General features: G+C 73.1%; 16 protein-coding genes and 1 pseudogene. 7 read left to right on the top strand and 10 right to left on the bottom strand.

Annotated features, from left to right (window positions below; translation table 11 throughout):
- Positions 1-9: 9 nt before the first annotated feature.
- Complete coding sequence (locus tag Ade02nite_RS29840; protein WP_203771173.1) at positions 10-555, bottom strand: phosphatase PAP2 family protein; 546 nt, start codon at positions 553-555, stop codon at positions 10-12.
- The gene (locus Ade02nite_RS29835) at positions 552-1,934 is read right to left on the bottom strand and encodes a B12-binding domain-containing radical SAM protein (RefSeq protein ID WP_203771171.1); all 1,383 of its coding nucleotides are present in this window, start codon (positions 1,932-1,934) and stop codon (positions 552-554) included. Before Ade02nite_RS29835 ends, Ade02nite_RS29840 begins: the two co-directional genes overlap by 4 nt.
- A gap of 45 nt (positions 1,935-1,979) precedes the next feature.
- Here Ade02nite_RS29835 and Ade02nite_RS29830 point away from each other — a divergent pair, with 45 nt between their 5' ends.
- The gene (locus Ade02nite_RS29830) at positions 1,980-3,413 is read left to right on the top strand and encodes a hypothetical protein (RefSeq protein WP_203771169.1); all 1,434 of its coding nucleotides are present in this window, start codon (positions 1,980-1,982) and stop codon (positions 3,411-3,413) included.
- Here the strand turns inward: Ade02nite_RS29830 and Ade02nite_RS29825 are convergent.
- From Ade02nite_RS29825 to Ade02nite_RS29805, 5 genes are read right to left on the bottom strand one after another with little or no spacing between them, the layout of a single operon-like run.
- On the bottom strand, positions 3,394-3,924 hold the full coding sequence (locus Ade02nite_RS29825) for a hypothetical protein (protein WP_203771167.1): 531 nt from the start codon (positions 3,922-3,924) through the stop codon (positions 3,394-3,396). The two genes, Ade02nite_RS29830 and Ade02nite_RS29825, sit on opposite strands and share 20 nt — an antisense overlap.
- On the bottom strand, positions 3,914-5,464 hold the full coding sequence (locus tag Ade02nite_RS29820) for a hypothetical protein (RefSeq protein ID WP_203771165.1): 1,551 nt from the start codon (positions 5,462-5,464) through the stop codon (positions 3,914-3,916). Before Ade02nite_RS29820 ends, Ade02nite_RS29825 begins: the two co-directional genes overlap by 11 nt.
- Positions 5,461-7,773, bottom strand: a complete 2,313-nt coding sequence (locus Ade02nite_RS29815) for a toll/interleukin-1 receptor domain-containing protein (protein WP_203771163.1) — start codon at positions 7,771-7,773, stop codon at positions 5,461-5,463. The genes Ade02nite_RS29820 and Ade02nite_RS29815 overlap by 4 nt, the downstream gene beginning before the upstream one ends.
- Positions 7,770-9,335 (bottom strand): hypothetical protein, encoded by a 1,566-nt coding sequence (locus Ade02nite_RS29810; RefSeq protein ID WP_203771161.1) that lies wholly within the window; start codon positions 9,333-9,335, stop codon positions 7,770-7,772. Before Ade02nite_RS29810 ends, Ade02nite_RS29815 begins: the two co-directional genes overlap by 4 nt.
- Before the next feature lie 42 nt (positions 9,336-9,377).
- Positions 9,378-11,585 carry an ATP-binding protein gene (locus Ade02nite_RS29805; RefSeq protein ID WP_203771159.1) on the bottom strand — a complete coding sequence of 736 codons (2,208 nt, stop codon included), beginning with the start codon at positions 11,583-11,585 and terminating at the stop codon, positions 9,378-9,380.
- A gap of 127 nt (positions 11,586-11,712) precedes the next feature.
- Here Ade02nite_RS29805 and Ade02nite_RS29800 point away from each other — a divergent pair, with 127 nt between their 5' ends.
- The 6 genes and pseudogenes from Ade02nite_RS29800 (at position 11,713) to Ade02nite_RS29780 (ending at position 15,917) form a co-directional block, all read left to right on the top strand.
- Positions 11,713-12,333 (top strand): hypothetical protein, encoded by a 621-nt coding sequence (locus Ade02nite_RS29800; RefSeq protein WP_203771157.1) that lies wholly within the window; start codon positions 11,713-11,715, stop codon positions 12,331-12,333.
- Between the two features lie 36 nt (positions 12,334-12,369).
- The gene (locus tag Ade02nite_RS29795) at positions 12,370-13,758 is read left to right on the top strand and encodes an amino acid permease (protein ID WP_239169164.1); all 1,389 of its coding nucleotides are present in this window, start codon (positions 12,370-12,372) and stop codon (positions 13,756-13,758) included.
- A 3-nt stretch (positions 13,759-13,761) separates the two neighbouring features.
- Positions 13,762-14,910, top strand: coding sequence for a hypothetical protein (locus Ade02nite_RS29790; RefSeq protein WP_203771155.1), 1,149 nt, complete (start codon positions 13,762-13,764; stop codon positions 14,908-14,910).
- A pseudogene (locus Ade02nite_RS50795) lies at positions 14,882-15,205 on the top strand (pentapeptide repeat-containing protein); the annotation flags it as partial. The gene Ade02nite_RS29790 and the pseudogene Ade02nite_RS50795, both read left to right, overlap by 29 nt.
- Positions 15,091-15,504: a pentapeptide repeat-containing protein gene (locus Ade02nite_RS50790; protein ID WP_369076673.1), complete on the top strand. Its 414-nt coding sequence runs from the start codon at positions 15,091-15,093 to the stop codon at positions 15,502-15,504. The pseudogene Ade02nite_RS50795 and the gene Ade02nite_RS50790, both read left to right, overlap by 115 nt.
- A gap of 35 nt (positions 15,505-15,539) precedes the next feature.
- Positions 15,540-15,917 (top strand): Asp23/Gls24 family envelope stress response protein, encoded by a 378-nt coding sequence (locus Ade02nite_RS29780; protein WP_203771153.1) that lies wholly within the window; start codon positions 15,540-15,542, stop codon positions 15,915-15,917.
- 1,555 nt (positions 15,918-17,472) lie between these two features.
- On the opposite strand, the gene Ade02nite_RS29775 is transcribed toward Ade02nite_RS29780, so the two are convergent.
- The 3 genes from Ade02nite_RS29775 to rfbB all read right to left on the bottom strand — a co-directional run bounded on the left by Ade02nite_RS29775 (position 17,473) and on the right by rfbB (position 19,876).
- A complete protein-coding gene (locus Ade02nite_RS29775; protein ID WP_307871236.1) occupies positions 17,473-17,766 on the bottom strand; it encodes a GNAT family N-acetyltransferase in 294 nt (97 codons plus the stop codon).
- Between the two features lie 323 nt (positions 17,767-18,089).
- Positions 18,090-18,914, bottom strand: coding sequence for a dTDP-4-dehydrorhamnose reductase (gene rfbD / locus Ade02nite_RS29770; RefSeq protein ID WP_203771149.1), 825 nt, complete (start codon positions 18,912-18,914; stop codon positions 18,090-18,092).
- A complete protein-coding gene (gene rfbB, locus Ade02nite_RS29765) occupies positions 18,914-19,876 on the bottom strand; it encodes a dTDP-glucose 4,6-dehydratase (protein ID WP_203771147.1) in 963 nt (320 codons plus the stop codon). The genes rfbD and rfbB overlap by 1 nt, the downstream gene beginning before the upstream one ends.
- Between the last annotated feature and the right edge of the window lie 2 nt (positions 19,877-19,878).

Raw genomic sequence — 19,878 nt, 5'->3', positions numbered from 1 at the left:
GCTGATGGATCACCGCAGCGCGGGGAAGACCGTGCCGGCGATGAGCGCGCCGACCAGGGTGCCGGCTACGACCTGCGCGGGCGTGTGCGCGGTCAGCCGCACCCGCGACCAGCCGATCAGCGGCAGCAGCAGGACGCTCACCAGTGCCCACGGGCCGTAGACGGCCACCAGCACCGCGACCGTGCCGGCCGCCACTCCGGCATGGATCGACATCTTCCAGTAGGCGGTGACCGCGCCGAACACGAGCAGCCCGGCCACCCCCGCGATCATCAGGGCGAGCAGCGAGCGCGGCGCCCCGAGCAGGATCAGCGCGGTCAGGCCCACCGCCACCGAGCCGATGCCGAAGAGCAACGGGGCCCGCCGGTGCGCCCGCTCGGGGATGTGGTGATCGGCCCAGTCACCGCGGCGGACACCCCGCACGACGTACGCCATGGGAATGCCGGCCGTGAAGACCGCCGCCGGCACGCCCCACCAGCGGCCCACCACCAGCAGCAGCACGGTGACCAGCACCGCGGGCGCGAAGATCTCGGTGATGATGCGGGCCAGTCGGGTCACACCCGCGACTGTAGATCTTGCCGGCTTCGCAGCGACAAGGCACGCTCCAGAAGTGGCAGGGCTCGCAGCACCTGACCGGATCGGATCAGCGCGTCCCAGAGCGGCTCGAACTTCTTCCAGCCACCCGCGTACGCGAGGTGCCGCAGCCGGTCGCGGGCCGGCTTGCCGGAGGCGCCGCGCCAGATCGAGCCCCAGCGGTAGAAGTCGCGGTAGGCGCGCCAGTAGCCGTCGGAGAGCTGCTCGGCCGTCATGCCGCGCGGCTCGTACACGACGTGGCGGGTGTCGTAGAGGTCCCAGTCCTCGTGCAGGATCCGGCTCGCCATGCGCCGGTGCAGAGCCGTTCCCGGGTACGGCGTCATGATGTGGAACGTCGCCGTCTCCAGGCCGTGCTCGACGCCCCACGCGACGGTACGGTCGAAGACGTCCGGCCCGTCGCCGTCCATGCCGAAGACGAAGCTCGCGTTGATCATCACGCCGGCGTCGTGCAGGCGGCGCACCACCGCCCCGTAGTCGCGCCCCACGTTCTGCCGCTTGCGCTGCTCCGGCAGGTTGCCCGCGTTGATCGTCTCGAGCCCGACGAACATGCTGCGCAGCCCGGCGGCCGCCGCCTTCTCGAGCAGGTCGGGCGCCAGGATCGCATCCACGGTGCTCGCCGCCTGCCAGACCCGGCCCATCCCGCGCATCCCGTCGAACAGCGACGCCGCGAACCGCTTGTTGCCGAACAGGTGGTCGTCGAGGAAGTAGAGGTGCCGTCCGGGCAGCCGGTCGATCTCGGCGAGCGCGTCGTCCACGAGCTGGGTGTAGAACGACTTGCCGCCGGTGAAGAACGCGTCCTTGTAGCAGAAGTCGCAGTGGTGCGGGCAGCCGCGCGTCACGACGATCGAGTTCGGCACGAGGTACCGGCCGCGCTGGATGAGGTCGCGCCGGATCGGCGGCAGCCCCACCAGCGTCCGCTCCGACGAGACGTAGCGCGACGCGTACGAGCCTCGCCGGAAGTCCGCCAGGAACGAGGGCCAGGTGTCCTCGCCCGGCCCGATGAAGATCACGTCCGCGTGTGCGGCGGCCTCCTCCGGCAGCGACGTCACGTGCAGCCCGCCCAGCGCCACGGTCACCCCGCGCGCCCGATAGGCGTCGGCCAGCTCGTACGCCCGCCGCGCCGACGTGATGTAGACCTGGATGACCACCAGGTCGGGCGTGTCGTCGTCCACGATCCCGTCGAGGCGCTGCACGTGCTCGTCGAGGATCCGCACGTCGTCGTCCGGCCCGAGATAGGCCGCGAGCGTCGCCAGCCCCAGGGGCGGGAAGAGCGAGTACTTGATCGGCCGGAACAGCGGGCTGGTCGCCTCGGTCAGAGCTGGCAGAATCATCGTGACGCGCATGGCCGGAACGCTAGGGACCGGACGCGGAGGGTGGGTGGACGACTTGTGAAGGGTTGGCCAGAGCGGCACGTCCTCCGCTTCGAGACGCCGACCGGCGCTTTCGCATCGGGGCGGTGGACCGTCTCGGGCGCCGGGCCGGACACCTGGCTGTCGGCGTTCGTCAGCTTCCACAAGGCGCATCACGCGGGACTCAACTTCTCGACCGCCTGGGGCCGGCTCCTCCAGGCGATGTGGCTGGTGCGCGGGCGGGACCGGGCGGTGTCGGCCCTGGTCGGTTGTTGCGCCCTCACCCATGAGGCGTACGCGACGCACGGCGCGCTCCTGCGCATAGCGGGACGCTCGGGCGCCCCCACCGCCGCGGAGATCCTCGCCCGTTACCCGGCATACCGGGCACATTCCGCCACCGCCCTGCGCGTGCGGCCGCGCGGGCGAGCCGGCCGGCTGTGGCGCGCCGTCGCGGCGGAGTACGCGCTGCTCGGCTGCACGCAGGCCGACGTGCTGGACGCCGTGCTGCAGCCCTTGCACCGGGTCCGTGCCCGCGACTATCCGGACAGCCGCCTCAAGGCGATCGGCGAAGGCTTCTGGAGTGACTTCGAGCCGGCCGCGCGCCGGGCCTTCGGCCGGGACGGCTGGGCCGCCGTGAGCGCCGCCGGCCTGCGCACCACGCTCGACCCCGAGCAGCAGCGGCGGCTCGACGCGCTGTGCTCCGCGTACGTGGTGGACCGCTTCCGCGCGATGGGCTGTCCCACGGTGGACACTGCGGCAGTTCTCGCGGCGCTGCCCGGCCTCGCCGACCGGCTCGGGCAGCTGACCGGCGAGCGGGTGACTGTCGACCGTGACCCGGGGACCCTCTTCGACCTGGAGACCCTTCGGCTCCGGCAGCCGCCGCGCGGCGAGGTGGGCGACCTCGCCGCGGGCGCCGATCCCCTGCTGGTCGTGCGCCGGGCCGGCGTGCTCAGGCGTCAGTACGACCTCGTGGCGGATCCGCTGCCGGACGACAGCGCGCCGGTCTGTGTGCTGCGCGCCCGGGCCGGCGACGCGGTGCGGCTCCAGCCCGTGACGTCGCCGGGCGCCGTGCCCCGGGTCCGGCTGGCCAGCGTCGCGCTGACGTGCGCGCGTGACCCGGCGTGGCGGGCGGGCTGGGCGGACGCCCTCGATCGGGCGGAGCACGTGTCGGTCCTCGTCGACACCCCGTTCGGCGAGAGCCTCGACGCGCTTCTGCGCGGCGCGTCGGGTTTCCGGTACGCGGTCGAGCCGCTTCTCGACGGGACGGGCCTGTGGGCGTACGTCTGTGTGGTCGACGGTTTTCCGCCCTGGGTGCTGCCGTGCACCATGACCCGAGCGTCCGCGCTCCGGCTCCGCACCCGGTCGCGCACCGGTGGGCAGGAGCCGGAGGAGGAGCTGCCCGGTCTCGGGGCGCTGCTGGAGACGGCCCGCCGGATCGTGGCGGAGGAGTCGATCATCGGGCCGGAGATCTGAAGGTCACCGTCACTCCCGAGGACGCGGTCACGGCTTTCCCGGCCGCGGCCGCGGCGAGCGCATCGGCGAACTCGCCGAAGTCCTGCGGGTTGATGTCCTCGGCGAGGTGCTCGGGCATCGTGGGTGAGGGCTTCAGCCGTACGGCGACATGCAGTCTTTGATCCTCGAACGTGATCGCCTCGACGGTCGCGACGGCCGGGAGCACCGCGGCGATCCATGACAGCGTCGCAAAGAGCCCGAGGGCCTCGGCGATCGCGTCCGCCGTCAGCAGGGTGCGCAGATAGTCCTTCCCGGCCGGGCCGCTCGCGTCGATCCACCACTCGCGGTCGTGGATCTCCAGGAAGCCGGGTGACCGTTGCTGATCCTCGGCAAGGCCGGGCATCAGCGACGGGACCAGCATGAACTCGGCGGTGTCGTCGCGGCCCGTCAGGCGGCCCAGCTCGCCGGGCCCGAGGTGCCGTGGGTCGACGCCGGCCACCTCGAACACCGCGTCCAGATCGTCATCGGGCATGGCTGCTCCCCAAGGCGTCGAAGCTGGTGAACGACTCGGTCGCCAGCACGTCGGTGATGACGGCGCGCGCGGGCCCCGCGATCGCGGCGAAGGCGCCGCCGTCGATGACCAGCGCGTCGCCGAGGTGACCGCGCAGATATTCGATCATCAGGCGCACGGTGACGTCGTCGGCCACGACCAGCCACCAGATGCCGGTGTCGTCGGCGCGCAACAGCAGAGCGGTGCGCTCGCCGCCGGTGTCCGAGACCCGCACCGGCACCGCGACGACGGTGGTGTCCTCGGCGGCCCAGCGCGGCACGAAGCGATCGGGCTCGATGTCCACCAGCACGAAGGCGGGGCGGGCGGCGGCCGGGAACCACCGCTGCGCGAAACCGGGATCGGCCAGGCAGCTCGCGCCCACGCAGAGAAGGGCCGAGCCCAGCGCCACCGGATCGGCGACCGGCACGTGCCCGACCGCCGGGCCGTCGCCGTCCTCGACGATCACGCGCACCGCCACCGGCGGCGGCTGCACGCCCGGCGGCCATCGGTAGAGCCCGGCCAGCCGTCCCGGCGGCCGGGCGTGCACGATCACCGGTTCGCCGGCCCTCGGTGCGCTCGCGGCCAGCGGCACGGCCCGATGCCGTTCGCCGCCGGTGAAGTCGTGGCGGACCTGCTGGAGGACCGCCGCCGCGATGTCGGCGTCGGTGCGCCGTTGCTCCGCCGTCATCGCGGCACGCAGGCCGAGGTCGCCGTGGCGGGACTGCGCCAGCTCCAGCAGCCGGGCCGTCCCGCGCTGGTGGCCGGTCAGATCGAGGGTGCCGGCCCCGGTGCGGGCGAGCCGGTCGCGCAGGTGGTCGTAGGCGGCCAGTTCCCAGCGGTCCCAGGCGGCGTCGTGGTCGCGGTCGGTCGCGGTGTACAGGTCGCCGCCGGGACCGTCGCTCGTCAGGACGGCGGGGCCGAACTCGCCGGTCACGACGCGGTCGGCGGACGCGGCTGCCGCGGCGACCGGCCCCGGGCCGCCGCGGACGAACCAGTTCCAGCGCGCGTCGGGCCGGTCGTGCGAGCGGACCGAGGCCATGGTGAACTCGCCCAGGCCGGCCTCGGCGACCGTGTCGAGGATCGGCGTCTGCATGCACAGCCGGGCCAGCGCGGTGACGATCTGCTGACGGCGGTTGGCGCCGGCGACCCCGGTGGTCAGCGCCTCGGTGGCCCGGTAGAGCGGCACATAGCGTGGGTACGCGGCGAGCACGTCGTCGAGGGCGCCGTGCCGGGCGGTGGCGATCTGCACGCTGGCGAAGGTGGCGAGCGACTCGTGGACCGTACGGCAGCCGTCGAGCAGGCGGCCGAACACCGCCGCCGCGGCCGGCAGGCGCGCGAAGACGTGCAGGGCGGTGCCCCACGCGGTCACGTCGTTCAGCCCGGCGTGGTGCACCTCGTGCAGATAGACGATGTGGTCGGTGGCCTGCCGCGCCCCGAGCAGACGCAGGTCGAAGGCGTGCGGCGTGTAGTGGCCGGTGCTGCCCGCTCCCTGCAGGCAGAGCCGGGCCAGATGGCCGGTCATCCGGCCGCCCCCGGTGCCGCGGCGAGGATCTGCTCGGCCTCGCGCCGCAGGACGGCGGCCTCCGGGTCCGCGCCCACCAGCACGCTGAGATTGTGCAGCGTGCGGCCCAGCGCCACGCGATAGGTGTCCGGCCGGGCCGCGGCGAGGAGCCGGCGCAGCTCCAGCGCCTCGCGGGCGAGCGGCACGCTGCGGGTGCGCACGGCGATCAGATCGGTCGCGTCGGCCAGCAGCGACCGGTATCGGGCCGGGTTTCGCGCGTCCAGATCGCGCAGGATCTCGTATGCCTCCTGGGCCGGCGCGGCGTCCGCCGGGTCGCGGTGAGCCTGGTTCACCAGCGCCGTCGCCAGCGCGCCCCGGGTGCGATCATCGTCGGCGCACTGCCGGAACATCTCGATCGCCCGCCGCCCGGCGTCCAGGGCGCGCGGGCCGCGACAGGCCAGGGCGAGGGTCGCGTACGCCTCGGCACGCTCGGCGCCGGGCTCGGGAAACCCGGCGAGCGCGGCCTCGGCCTCCTCCACGGCCTCCTCCGACGGTCCGCTCCAGGACACCAGCCGGACGGCGAGCAGCCGGTGGAGCCGTGGCTCCGGGCGGCTCCGCACGGCACGCCGGGTCAGCTCGACGGCGAACTCGGCGAGCGGCGTGCTGCGCAGCGGGAGAGCGTCGACGATCTCCTCCGCGCGAATCAGGGGAAGCGCCGCGGTCATCGCGCCGAGCAGCAGGCGCGGCTCGGGTGCCGTCATCGCCGCCCGCAGCAGCCGGCCGCCGCCGGCGGCGAGCAACTCCCCCACCGGCTCGGTCAGGCCGGAGCGGCGGTCCAGGCACTGGCCGAGGGCGACGACGGCGGTGCGGGCCTGCCCCTCGCTGATGCCCGCGAGCACCCCGGCCAGCCGGTCGCCGGTGGCGAGGTGCTGGGCGATGACCTCGCCGGCGAGTGGCTTCGGCTCGACCGGGTTGACGGCGAGCGGACCGGGCAGCAGGACCCGCACGAGCGCCAGGGCGTTGTCGATCTCGGCGGGGCGCGCCCCCGCGAAGGTCCGCAGCCCGCCGATCAGCGCGCGGGCCTCGGGTTCGGTGGCCGCGCCGAACACTGTCACGGCGGCCAGGATCTCGGTGATGTGGTGCGGCCGCAGCGCCGGGAGATCGCGGGCCCGCGCGGTGTCGCGCCAGCGGGCCCGCTCGATCGCGGCGATCCGCGTCCACGGTGTCCCCCCGCCGCCGTCGCCCCGGTCGAGCGTCGCGAGGGCCGCCGCCTGCACCTCCAGCAGCGCCCCGGCCGGCGGCGGCACCGGCGGTGCGGCGTGCCCGCCCGCTCCCAGCCGGTCGGCGAGCGCGGTCCAGGCGACGCGGAAGTCGTCCGGCCGGGGCACCAGTGGGGTGAGGGAGGTGGTCTCCGCCCGGCTCGCCATGGCCGCCACCCGGTCGTCCGGGTCGTCGAGAAGGTCGCGCCACCAATCGCCGCCCGAGCGGGCCGTCAGGAGCAGCCGGGCCGGGGTGCGCCCGGCGGCGAGCGCGCGGACGGCGGCGGCGACCGTGGCCGGCCGCGACTCGGCGTCGTCGATCACCACGAGGAAGGGGGACGTGACGCCGGACAGCCGGGACATAGCGGCCGGCTCGGCCGAGGAGGGGACGAGGACGGCGGGCCGGTCGGCGGTCGCGAGCAGCCGGCGGGCAAGGCGCGTCTTGCCCGCGCCGGGCGGGCCGACGACCAGCCTGACCGGGGCGCCGCCGGACGACCGGGTCCAGGCCTCGATCTCCCCGAGCTCGGCCGGGGCGCGGAAGGGAAGGATCTCGTGCTCGGCGCGCAGCCACGCGGCCGGTGTCGCGGCCTCGTACACCGGCTCGTGCACAGCGGCCAGCACGAGGTCGGCCGCGATCTGCTCGAGCCGGCCGACGAGCCGCCGCAGGTCGGCGGCCGCGCTCGCGCTCGCCAGGGGCAGGCCGATCCATCTCGTGAAGGCCGCCAGCTCGGCCGGCAGACTCCGTTTCGGCGGCATCTCCTCGCCGTCCATCAGCACGGGGAGGATCGGTTTGCGGGCGTCGAGGAAATGCAGGATCTCCCGGCGCACCCAGTCGTTCTCGTCTGCCAGGAGATCGCGGTTCTCCCGCCAGTGCCGGTTGACGAAGACGACGAGAACCGCGCATCGGTCCAGGGCCCGCCCGATCGCATCGGCGAACTGGACGCCGGGCTCATTGTCGTGGCTCGCCTCGAACACGAGGCCGTCGCCGAAACGCTGCCGCAGCACCCACGCCGCGAACATCGGGGCGTACGAGTGGTGCATCCCCCGGTAGCTGAGGAAGACCCCCGTCACAGCCGGCCCCGCAGATCGAGGTACGGCTCGGTGGACAACAGGTCGATCAGGACCCGGCGGATCACCGGAAGCAGCGGAGACCAGTCGGCCCCGGCCATGCGCAGATCGACGCCGGAGAGATCGTCCACCTGCTCGGTGATGAGCTCGACGCCGAGCTCGTCGGCGACGGCCAGCCAGACACCGGCGACGCCCTCCACCTTGAAGACCACGGCCCGCGTGATACCCGCCGGCGCCGCCGAGAGATCGAGGTGGAGGCCATGGACCGTGCGGCCGCCACCGAACTCGCCGGCCAGGGCGGAGACGCCGACGTCGATCAGCCACACGATCGGGCCGGCCGCGCTCAGCGTGGGCAGCCACGCCGTCCGCCAGGCGGGGTGCCCGAGACAGCTGACGGCGACGCAGCAGGAGAGGTCGCCCCGGCCGTCCCACGCCGTCGCCAGCGCCTCGACGTCGGCCGGCGAGGGCAGCCGGGCGAACCAGACCGCGTCCGCGGTGCCGGACCCGTCGTCCGCGACCGTGCGCACCCCGACGACCGGGCCGCTCGCTTCCCCGCCCTGTCCCGCGCCGGGCAGCCGGCCGGAGAGACGGGCGCTGACTACGAGATTGGCGCGCCCGGCGAGCCGGGAGTTCGCTTCGGCCACCTCCACCACCTGGTCGAGACCGACGTCGGTGCCCACCGTGACGAACCGCGCCGGCCGGGACGCCGCGCCGAGCCAGAACCGGGCCTGCTGAAGGACCATGCCGATCAGGCGCTCGTCCCCCTCCTCCGCCGCGGCGACGGCCAGCCTGGTCTCCGGCACGACCTCCGCCACGCGCGCCACCAGCGAGGCCGCCGGCGGCAGGTGACCGGCGTTCCCGTCGGGCGGGACGGTGGCGCCTGCCGCGCGAAGCACACCGGCGAGCCCGGCGAAGACGGTGTCCTCCCACACGGCCCAAGCTTCGTCGTACGCGTCGTCCAGCGCGCTGCTGTCACCGGCCTCGTCCGCGTCCAGCGCGGCCGGTCCGAACCGTTCCCGCAGCGCGACGTCGGCGGACGAGGCGGCGGACGCCACGGCGCCGGCCGATCGCAGCAGAAGGGCGAAACGTTCGTCCGGCACATCGAGCCGGCGGAGCCGGCCGAGGCCGATCGGCGACGGCCACGCCTCGATCATGACGTCGAGAACCGGTGTCTGCATGGCGGCCCGGGCCATCGCGGTCACGGCCAGCGCCCGCCGGTGGGCGCCGCCGGCCGGCCGGAGAAGACGGTCGAGCGTCTGGGCCAGCCGGGCATAAGCGGGGTAGGCGGCGAGCGCCGCGGCGGTGCCGCCGCCGAGGTAGGTCGCGAACGCCTCGTGGGTCGTCCGGCACCGGTCGAGCAGCCTGCCGAACAGCGGCTGCCAGCCGGGCATCTGCGAGGCGACGAGCAGCGCCGCCCCCCACGCGGTGGCCGAGGTCAGCATGGCGTGATGGGCCTCGTGCAGGTGGACCAGCCGGTCGCCGCCGCGCAACCACAGGTCGTACCGGCCCGGAACGTAGGCGCCCGTGCCGGCCGAGGACACCAGCGCCGCCAGATGATCCGTCACGCACCTGCCCTTCCGGGAGTCGTGCGCCCCACCGTACTGCGACTACGACACCTGATCGAGGTCGGCCCGCACGTCGTCCGCCTTGGCCGAGCCGATCGCCGTCAGCATCGCGTGGGCGCCGGTCCAGCATTCCCGGGCCCGGCCGAGGTCACCGCGGGCCGCCGCGACCGCGCCGAGGCCACGCCGGGCGAGGGCCTCCTCGAAGCGGCTCCCGCAGGCCCGCGCCGCCGTGGCCGCGGCCTCGTAGGCCTGCTGCGCCCCCTCGGCCCGGCCACCCGCCAGCAGCGCGCCGCCGAGCGCGTTCCAGCCGCGGGCCAGGTCCATCGTCATGCCGAGCTCGGCGCAGAGGGCGATCGCCTCGCGGAGCCGGTCCTCGGCCCGGTCGTACGCACGCCGTTCCGTCTCGATCAGGGCGATCGACCGCAGGGTGATCGCGATGTAGCGACGGGAGCCGGGATGGTCCACGGCGGCTGTCCGGTAGAAGGCGAGCGCCCGCTCGTTGAGGGCCAGCGCGCGGTCCACGTCGCCACGCCGGCGATGCACGACGGCCTGGCTGGCGAGGGCGTTGCTGACCCCGTGCGGGTCGCCCACCGCCGCGAACAGCCGCTCCGCCTCCTCGTACTGGGGCAGGGCGCTGTCGTCGTCGCCCCGCTCGTGGCACGCCAGGCCGAGATTGTTCCTGGTCATGGCCTCGCCTCGGCGGTCGCCGGCCCGGATCGCGGCCTCCAGCGCCGCCTCGTGGGTCAGCAGCCACTCCCGCGTCCGCTTGGTCAGGAAGTAGAAGCTCTTCAGCTGGAACGCGAGCTGCCAGCGGGTCTTCTCGGCGAGGCAGAGCGCCACCAGGGTCTGGCTCTCCGCCTCGAGCCAGCGCAGGGCTCCGGCGTAGTCGCGGAAGGGCGCGGGCACCGGGGTGTGACCCGGAAGATCGAGCTGGTGGCGGTGCGGCGCGATCCAGCGGTCGGCCTCCCGGGCGGTGTGCAGGTAGTAGTCGAACAGGGCGTCACCCTCGGGGGCGGCCAGCTCCACGGCGTAGTCGCGGATCAGGTCGTGCATCGCGAAGCGCCCGTCGGGCTCCGGGTGCACCAGGCTCGCCCGGGCGAGGGTTCGCAGCCGCGCGGATGCCTGCGCCGGCCGCAGACCGGTCAGCGCCGCGGTCGCGTGGGCGTCGAAGGCCCGCCCCGGGAAGTGCCCGAGCAGCCGGAACGCCTCCTGGGCGGTGCCGGCGAGCCGCCGGTACGACCACGAGATCACCGTACGCACGTCCGTGCGCGGGTCGTCGCTGCTCAGCCGGTCGAGCCGGGCATCGCCGCCGAGCTCGCCGATCAGCGCCGCCACCTCCGCGGGCGACGCGGAGCGGATCGACCGGGCCGCGACCCGCAGGGCGAGCGGCAGGTGGCCGCACAACCGGGCGATCGTCGCCGCGTCCTCGCCGAGCGACGAGCCGGCGATCTCGCTCAGCAGCCCGGCCGACTCCGCGGGATCCAGCGGATCCAGCCTGATCACCTGGGCGCCGTGGTGGATCGCGAGGCCCTCCAGTTCCTGACGGCTGGTCACGACGACGGCGCAGCCGGCCGTCCCGGGCAGCAGCGGCCGCGCCTGCTCCTCGGACCGGACGTTGTCGAGCACCAGGAGCATCCGCCGGTCGGCGAGGGCGCCACGCAACGCGGCCGAGCGGCTGGTCGGGTCGGCGGGCAGCGCCGCCGGGTCGAGACCGAGGTCCCGCAGCCACGCCGGCAGGATCTCGTCGGCCGTCAGCTCGCGGCCCGGCCCCCAGCCTTGCAGATCGGCGTGGAGGACGCCGTCGGGGAACCGGGCGAGCGCCCGGTGGGCCCAGTCGACGGCCAAGGCGGTCTTGCCCACGCCGGGCGGCCCGGCCAGGACCACGATCGGGGTTCCACCACTGCCGGTCAGCTCGCCGAGGAGCCGCGACTCGGCGGCGCGGGCGACGAACGGCCGGGTGCGCGGCGGCAGGTGACGAGGGCCCGGCGTGGCTGCCCGCCGGCCGGTCTCCGCGCACGCCTGGCGGTAGAGCTCCGCCCAGTCGGTCACCCCGGTGATCCGGGCCGGAACGGACTCCAGGAGCGCGCGCATGGCGGGCCAGTTGGCCCGTTCGCCCGGTACGGACCGGCCGGTCTTCGCGTCGTACCAGACCGCCTTGCTCACCCCGCTGCGCCTCTCGGCGGTGCGGTCGCCGCCGAGCGCGGTGACGGCCTTCGCGACTCCTTCGCGGAAACGGGTCCTCGGCCGCACGACCGCACCTCCCGGACGACTTCGGCCGGACAACGCCGGCCGAAGACCCTGGTGAACGATGTGGACCGGCGCTGTCCGGCGCCGGACGGCAGTCGCCGGACCCGGGCCCGGTGTGCAGGCTGGCCGCATGTCCACCATCGCACAGACGCCCCCGGCCCGGCCTGTCCGCTCCATGACGGCTCCGCTGAACTGTTCGATCTTCCTCACCGACATCGCCGGGTTCGGCGATCCCCGCCGCGACGACCACGACCGGCTCGCGCTGCGGACCGCCCTGCTGCGCGTGCTCGTCGAGTCGTTCGGCGAGGCCGGCCTGCCGTGGCGGCGCTGCCGGCATCAGGACCGCGGCGACGGCCTGCTCACCGTGGTCCCCCCGACGATCTCCACGACGCCGCTGGTCGATCCGCTCCTGCCCGCGCTCGCGGCGCGCCTGCGCGAGCACAACGGCAGCGCCGACGTCCCGCTCCGGATCCGGCTGCGGTGTGCCCTGCACGTCGGGCCGGTGCTGGCCGACGGCACCGGATATCCCAGCGCCTCGGTCATCCACACGACCCGCATGCTCGACTCGCGGCCCCTGCGCCGCGCGCTGGCCGTTCCCGGTCCCGACCTCGCGGCCATGGTCTCGACCTCCGTGTACGAGACGGTGGTGCGCCATCTCTGCGAGCCGGCCGCCCGCGACGCCTTCCGCCCGGTCCGCTACCGCGCCAAGGGTGTGCCGATCAGCAGCTGGCTCTACCGGGGGGAAACCTGACTGGCTTATTCATCGACGTTGATGCAAGGTGAGGCGATGGAGGGAATCTTCCGGCGCAAGCCCGTCGAGGACGTCGAGGACGAGCACGACACCGACCTGCAGCGCTCGCTCGGGCTGTGGCAGCTCACCGCGATCGGGGTCGGCGGCATCATCGGGGCGGGGATCTTCGCGCTCGCCGGGGCCGTGGCACACGAGACGGCCGGGCCCGCGGTGCTCGTGTCGTTCCTCATCGCGGGCGTGGCGTCGGCCGCCGCGGCGCTGTCGTACGCGGAGTTCGCCGGGCTGATCCCCAAGGCCGGGTCCGCCTACACGTACGGCTACGTGGTGCTCGGCGAGGTGGTCGGCTGGTTCATCGGATGGGACCTGCTGCTGGAGTACACGGCGATCGTCGCGGTCGTGGCGATCGGCATCTCGGGCTACTTCTCGTTCCTGGTCGGCGAGCTCGGCCTCGACCTGCCCGCCTGGATGCTCGGCGCGCCGGGCAGCGGCGACGGGCACGTGGTCGACCTGTTCGCGGTGATCCTGTGCCTGCTCATCGCGTACCTGCTGAACCAAGGCATCCGCGCCGCCGCGCGCGCCGAGACCGCGGTGGTCGGCATCAAGGTCTTCGTGGTGCTGCTCGTGGTCGTGGTCGGCTTCTTCCACATCAACACCGACAACTACTCGCCGTTCTTCCCGTTCGGGTGGAGCGGCGCGGTCACCGGCGCGGCCACGGTCTTCTTCGCCGTCTTCGGCTACGACGCGATGAGCACCGCCGCCGAGGAGTCGCGCGACGCCCGGCGGCACCTCCCCCGCGCGATCATCTATTCGCTGGCCATCTCGATGGTGCTCTACGTGCTGGCCACCCTGGTGCTCACCGGCATGCAGAACTACCAGGACATCGACCCGGAGAGCGGCTTCTCGTCGGCGTTCGCCGCGGTCGGCCTCAGCGGCCTCGCCGACGTCATCGCGGTCGGCGCGATCATCGGCATCCTCACGGTCATGTTCACGTTCATGCTCGGCGTGACCCGGGTCTGGTACTCGATGAGCCGCGACGGCCTGCTGCCCGCCTGGTTCGCCGGCCTGCACCCGCGCCGGCGCGTGCCCACCCGGGTCACCTGGATCGCCGGCGTCGCCTCGGCGATCATCGCGGGCTTCCTGCCGATCCGGGAGGCCGCCGAGCTCACCAACATCGGCATCCTGCTCGCCTTCGTCGTGGTCTGCGTGGCGGTCATCGTGCTGCGCTACCGGCGCCCGGACCTGCCCCGCTCGTTCCGCCTGCCCGGCATGCCGATCGTCCCCGCCGTCGGCGTCATCTTCTCGATCTGGCTGATCACGTTCCTCGATCCGGTCACCTGGCTGCGCTTCGCGGTCTGGTTCCTGCTCGGCGCGGTCGTGTACTTCTTCTACGGACGCCACCATTCCAAGCTGAACACCCATAATTAGCGCGTGACCGACGTTGTCTCCTTCGGACCGGACAAACCGCCCTGGCGCCCCTCCCGCCGCCTGATCGCGTCCGGGGTCGTCGTCGCCGCCGCGCTCGCGCTGTTCGTCGCCACCCGCGGCGAGGACCAGGCTGCCGCGCCGGTCACTCCCACGCCCTCATCGTGTATGGGCACCGCGCCGCCCCTCCGCACGGGCACACCCGCTCGGGTGATCGGCTCGGCTCCGGTCGCGGGCTCTGCTCGGGTCGCGGGCTCTGCTCGGGTCGCAGGCTCGGCTCCGGGCGCCGGCTCTGCTCCGGGCGCCGGCTCGGCTCCGGGCGCCGGCTCGGCTCCGGGCGCCGGCTCGGCTCCGGTCGCGGGCTCTGCTCGGGTCGCGGGCTCGGCTCCGGGCGCCGGCTCTGCTCCGGGCACCGGCTCGGCTCCGGACGCCGGCTCTGCTCCGGGCGCCGGCTCTGCTCCGGCGGCGGTGACCGGCTCGGCTCCGGTCGCTGTGGTCATCGACGGCGCCTGCTCCATCGGCTCCGGCCTGGAGCGGCGCGACACGACGGCGGCGTCCGGCCCCTGGACCGTGGTCGTGCGGCGCGACGGCGGCTCGTTCGGCCACGACGGCGCGGTGGTGACCTACCCCGTCCCGCGGGAGACAGCGGCACCCGGCAAAGTCGTGAAAGCCTTCGGCCGGTCGTACGCACGCATCCGGGGTGACCTTCCCGCGCCCGACCTGCGCGCCATCGCCGACCGGCTCACCATCGCCGGCGGCCGCCCCGTCGTGCGCCCACCCGAGGGCATGTCGGTCGTCGCCACCGGCACCTACCGCCCGGCATCCATCCACGAGATCCGGTACGGCACGGCCACCCTCGGCGAGCAGGACACCCTCGGCGGCGGCCTCACCTACACCGGCGTGGCGGCGGCCGGCGGCTACGAGGACCACCTGTACGCGTACGGCAACCTCACCGCGGCCCTCGGCGGCAACGGCGCGCTGGCCTGGGAGCCGAAACCCGGCCTGATCGCCTTCATCGGCTACAGCGGCGCCCAGCAGAACGACGCCACCTCATCGGCCCTGACCCGCCTCGCCGCCCGAGCCCGCCCCATCAACGGCGACGGCTGGCGAGCCCTGAACCCGACCGTTGCCGTGCAGAGCAACGACATCCCCTGACCGCTCATCGCGGCGCCGCTTCACGTCATCCCGGCTCGCCGTACCTCGTGACGAGGCCGTCGCGGAGGCGAGCCAGGCCCCGACGGCGTGTCGGCCCGATGCTGCCGACACTCCCCCTCGCCGCGGACGGCCAAAACGGCGATCAACGTTCTCGGCCGCGCGCCCCTCAGCCGGCACGCTGTGCCCCGTCGGCTTGCGCCGCACCGACCTCCGCGGAACGGACTTCTCGAACGGCCCGTTCTCCGGGACGTCGCTGCGAGAATCCCGGCTGACCGGGGCTCACCTCCGGGGAACGGACCTGCGCGGCGCCCGGCCGCACACCTCGACGGCGCCGACCTCGACTCGGCAGACCTGGAAGGCACCCGGCTGCGCGGCGCGGGCCGGGCGCGACCACATTATGGCGGGCTGCGCGGCGAAACGGTTCCGGACGAGGCAATCCTGAAAGGTGCGAACCTCGCCGAAGCCGACCTCGAGGCGACGTCACTCAAGGGCACGTGGCCGGCGGGCGCGAAGCCTCACCGCGACCAGTTGACCTCCGCGCAGAAGTCGGAGGCGAATGGCATACGCACCATCGCCTGGCACGACGCTCGTTGATACGCTGCCCGCGATCTTCGACCGAGGGGAACGGCATGAGCGACGGCGTAACGGGAGTCAACAAGGTCTCCCGCGAGGTGGTAGAGAAGATCGCAGCCGCGGCGGCCCGAGAGGTCCCCGGCGTGGCAGACCTCGGCGGCGACGTGGCCCGCTTCTTCGACAGAGTCCTGGACCGCATCGGCCTCGACGAGGTAGGAGACGCCACCCGAGGCATACACGCCGCGGTGAAGGGCGCCACAGTAGACATCACGGTCGTCGTGGTCATAGCCGCCGGGGCGACGGTAGCCGACGTCATCAAGGCGGTGCAGGCGAAGGTGGCCTCGGCCGTCTCGGGCTTCGGCCTGACCGTGACAGCCGTCCACGTGAAGGTCGACGACATCGCCATGCCCCGGGAGCAGACGCCTACGCTGTAGCACTGGGTTCCTGCCGCTTCCTCTCACCGCCGCCGCTCCCACTGCTCCCTCAGCGCCGCCACTCCCACCGCTTCCTCAGCGCCGCCACTCCCACCGCTTCGTCAGCGCCGCCTGTCCCACCGCTTCGTCACCGCCGCCTTCGTCACCGCCGCCTTCCTCGCCGCCGCCTTCCTCGCCGCCGCCTTCCTCGCCGCCGCCTTCCTCGCCGCCGCCTTCCTCGCCGTCGCCTTCCTCGCCGTCGCCTTCCTCGCCGTCGCCTTCCTCGCCGTCGCCGGTCTACAGCCCTTCCTCGCCCTCCCCTGGCTTCCCCCGCGACCGCCCCGGCCGCATGCCGGCGGCGTTTCCCGAAATCGCGTCCTGCTTGCTCATCGACACGCCCACACACAGTGCCGGGAAAACACCTTTGTCGCATCCTCGAATCGCCGCGCACACGTGCCGAAGAATGGCATGATCGATACTTAGCAGACGATCTCCGCGGTGCGGGATAATGGCTTATGGCACAGCCGAGTCTATTCTCCAGGTCGCAACTGGCCGCGATGCGTGACCGGACCAAGTCACGCCGCTATTCGCCGGGCCGAGAGGCCTTTCGGCTAGATCATGCGCGCCGGCGGCGATGGGGTCTCCGGCAGCGTCACGCTGAAAAGCTGTGCCGGTTGCGCGGCTGCTCCCAGGAGTGCGGGGCGGTGGGCCTGCACGATCCGGCCGAGCGGTTGCCCCCGCTGATCTGGGACGACGAGGTCACATGCGCCGAACGCCCGACCGCTCTCGATCGGATCGGTGAGACGCCGTCCATTCAGGCGGCCCCGGCAGCCCCAGCCAGGACACGCCCCGAACCGAAGCCAACGGCCCAAGCCGACCCGGCAGCCCAGGCGAAAGAACCGGCCGCAGCGGAACCAGCAGCCCAAGCCCACCCGGCAGCCCAGGCCAAACAACCAGCCGAAACGAAACCAGCAGCCCAAGCCCACCCGGCAGCCCAGGCCAAACAACCAGCCGAAACGAAACCACCAGCCCAAGCCCCACCAGCACCAAAGGCCCGGACGGATCCAACAATCCGAAGCGACTCGGTAGCTCAGCCCGAGCAACCAGCCGAGACGGAGTCGGCAGTCCAAGGAGCCCTTGTAGCGCACGCATATCCCGCAGTCTCTGCTGGACCGGTGGTGCAACTCGAGTGCGAGGCTCGCCGAGACCGCCAGTCGAGTCGGTCTCCGCGGCAGCGCGTTCGATCAAGAGCAACGGCGGCGCCATCTCGGCTTGCGCGTCGCTCAGGACGCCGCGCGCAAGTGACGTCCGCGGCTCTCGTCAACAAGCCACCGCCGGGCCACCGGGCCACCGGGCCACCGGGCCACCGGGCCACCGGGCCACCGGGCCACCGGGCCACCCCAATTCATTTTCCACCTGCGTCAAAAAGGAGGAATCGGGCGCTACCAAATAGCCCAAGCCGCAGTCGGCACTGCCGCTATGGACGCCCGCCAGCGACCCGGAATGCGGACGAGAAATTGCATGCCGCAGCCCGATCTCGGCGGTGCGCATATCGCGCCGGGCGGCCGGGCGCCTTTCAGGGCAATGAATTGCGCGCGGACCGGTGGATTTCGAAGCGGCGGTGGCTCGTGTCCGGGCCGGGGGCGATCTCTGTCATGCCTAGGGTTTGCAGTATTCGGACCGAGGCGGTGTTGGTGGTCAGCGCCTCGGCCCAGATCGACGTCAGGCCGGCCTGGGCGAAGGCGTGGGTGAGGCCGGCCCGAGCCGCCTGGGTGCCGAAACCTTGGCGCCAGCGGGTGGAGTCGCCTATGACGTAGCCCAGTTCGCGGCGGCGGGGTTCCGTGCCCTGCAGGTCCACGTAGCCGATCAGGGTGTCCTCGTGGATGGCTCAAGCGGATCAAGTCCGCCGGCGGGTCGGTGATCAGGCGGAGTTGGAAGGCGACGTGCTGGGCCGGCGACAAGCCGGGTGTCCAGTCGGCTCCGGCGACGAAGCGCGGGTCGAGCGACCACGCGGCGATGGTCTTCGCATCCTCGGGGACCAGTGGGCGAAGGCTCACCGCGGGGCCGCTCGGCGAAGCGGGGCTTGCTGCCGAGGCGGAAAGCCCGGCGAAGCGGAAGAGCCCGGCGAAGCGGAAGAGCCCGGCGAAGCGGAAGAGCCCGGCGAAGCACGGCGAGCCGCCGAAGCGGGGCGGTTCAGCGGAGCAGGGACGGCATGGCCTCCTTCAGCATCGGGCGCCAATCCGGCAAAGGGGCGATCCCGGTTTCCGACCAGCGGTTGTGGCCGAGGACGCTGTATGCGGGGCGGCGGGCCGGGCGGACGAAGCGGTCGCTGGTGGTGGGGCGCACGCGGGACGGGTCGAGGCCGGCCTCCGCGAAGACCGCCCGGGCGAGACCGAACCAGGTGGTGGAGCCGGCCGCCGTGCCGTGGTAGATGCCGGGTGCGGCCGATGATCGGGCCAGGGCAGCCAGTTGGCGCGCCAGCGCGTACGACCATGTGGGTGGGCCGGTCTGGTCGTCGACCACGTCGACGGTGTCGCGGGTGGCGGCCAGGCGCAGCATCGTGCGGACGAAGTTGGTGCCGTGTTGCCCGTAGAGCCAAGCCGTGCGGACCACGTAGCCGCCGGCGGCCAGGACCGCGCGCTCGCCCACCGCTTTGCTGCGGCCGTAGGCGTTGACGGGCGCTGTTGGGGCGTCCTCGGGGTACGGGGTGGTGGCCGTGCCCTCGAAGACGTAGTCGGTGGAGATGTGGATGAGGCGCTTGCCGGCGGCCGCCGCGAGGTTCGCCACCCCGTGGCCGTTGATGGCGGTCGCCGCCTCCTCGGCCGTCTCGGCGCCGTCGACGTCGGTCCAGGCGGCGGCGTTCACGACCACGTCGACGCCCTCGACCGCCGCCTCGACCGCCGCCCGGTCGGTGATGTCAAGCTCAGCCCGCGTGAGCGCCACGACGTCGGCGCCGGACAACACCGTGACCAGGTCGCGGCCGAGCATGCCGCCCGCGCCCGTGATGAGCCAGCGCATCAGAGGCCGGCCCGCGACTTGAGCGGCTCCCACCACTGGCGGTTCGACCGGTACCACTCGACCGTCGAGGCGAGCCCGGCCTCGAGCGTCACCTCCGGCGCGTACCCCAGCTCCTGGGAGATTTTGGTGATGTCGAGCGAATAGCGCCGGTCGTGCCCCTTGCGGTCCTCGACCGGGCGCACCATGTCCCATCCGGCGCCGCACGCCTCCAGCAGCCGCTCGGTCAGCGAACGGTTGGTGAGCTCCGTGCCGCCGCCGATGTTGTAGACCTCGCCGGCACGCCCCTTCTCGAGCACGAGCCGGATGCCGCGCACGTGGTCGGAGACGTGCAGCCAGTCTCGGACGTTGCCGCCGTCGCCGTAAAGGGGCACCGGCTTGCCGTCGAGCAAATTCGTGACGAACAGCGGGATGACCTTTTCCGGGAACTGGTAGGGCCCGTAGTTGTTGGAGCAGCGCGTCACCACCACGTCCAGCCCGTGTGTGCGATGCGCGGCCAGCGCCATCAGGTCCGAGCCGGCCTTCGAGGCGGCGTACGGGGAGTTCGGCGCGAGCGGCCACGTCTCGGTCCACGAGCCCTCGTCGATCGACCCGTACACCTCGTCGGTCGAAACGTGCAGGAACCGCCCGATCCCGGCGCGCCGGGCCTCGTCGAGCAGCACCTGGGTGCCCAGCACGTTCGTGGTGACGAACGGCGTGGCGCTCTGGATCGACCTGTCCACATGGGACTCGGCCGCGAAATGGACGATCGCGTCGTGTCCGGGAAGAAGCTGACGAAGCAAGTCAGCGTCGCCGATATCGCCCTGAACGAAGCGGAGTCGCTCATGTGACACCGGCAGATTGGCCCGATTGCCCGAATAGGACAGCAGGTCCAGCACGGTGACGTCGGCGTATTCATCCTGAAGGATGGCGCGGACGTACTCCGATCCGATGAAACCGGCACCCCCGGTCACGAAAATCTGCACGG

Source organism: Paractinoplanes deccanensis (assembly GCF_016862115.1).
Taxonomy (GTDB): Bacteria; Actinomycetota; Actinomycetes; order Mycobacteriales; family Micromonosporaceae; genus Actinoplanes; species Actinoplanes deccanensis.
The sequence above is the reverse complement of the archived record's forward strand: the minus strand, read 5'-3'. Positions and strand labels throughout refer to the sequence as shown.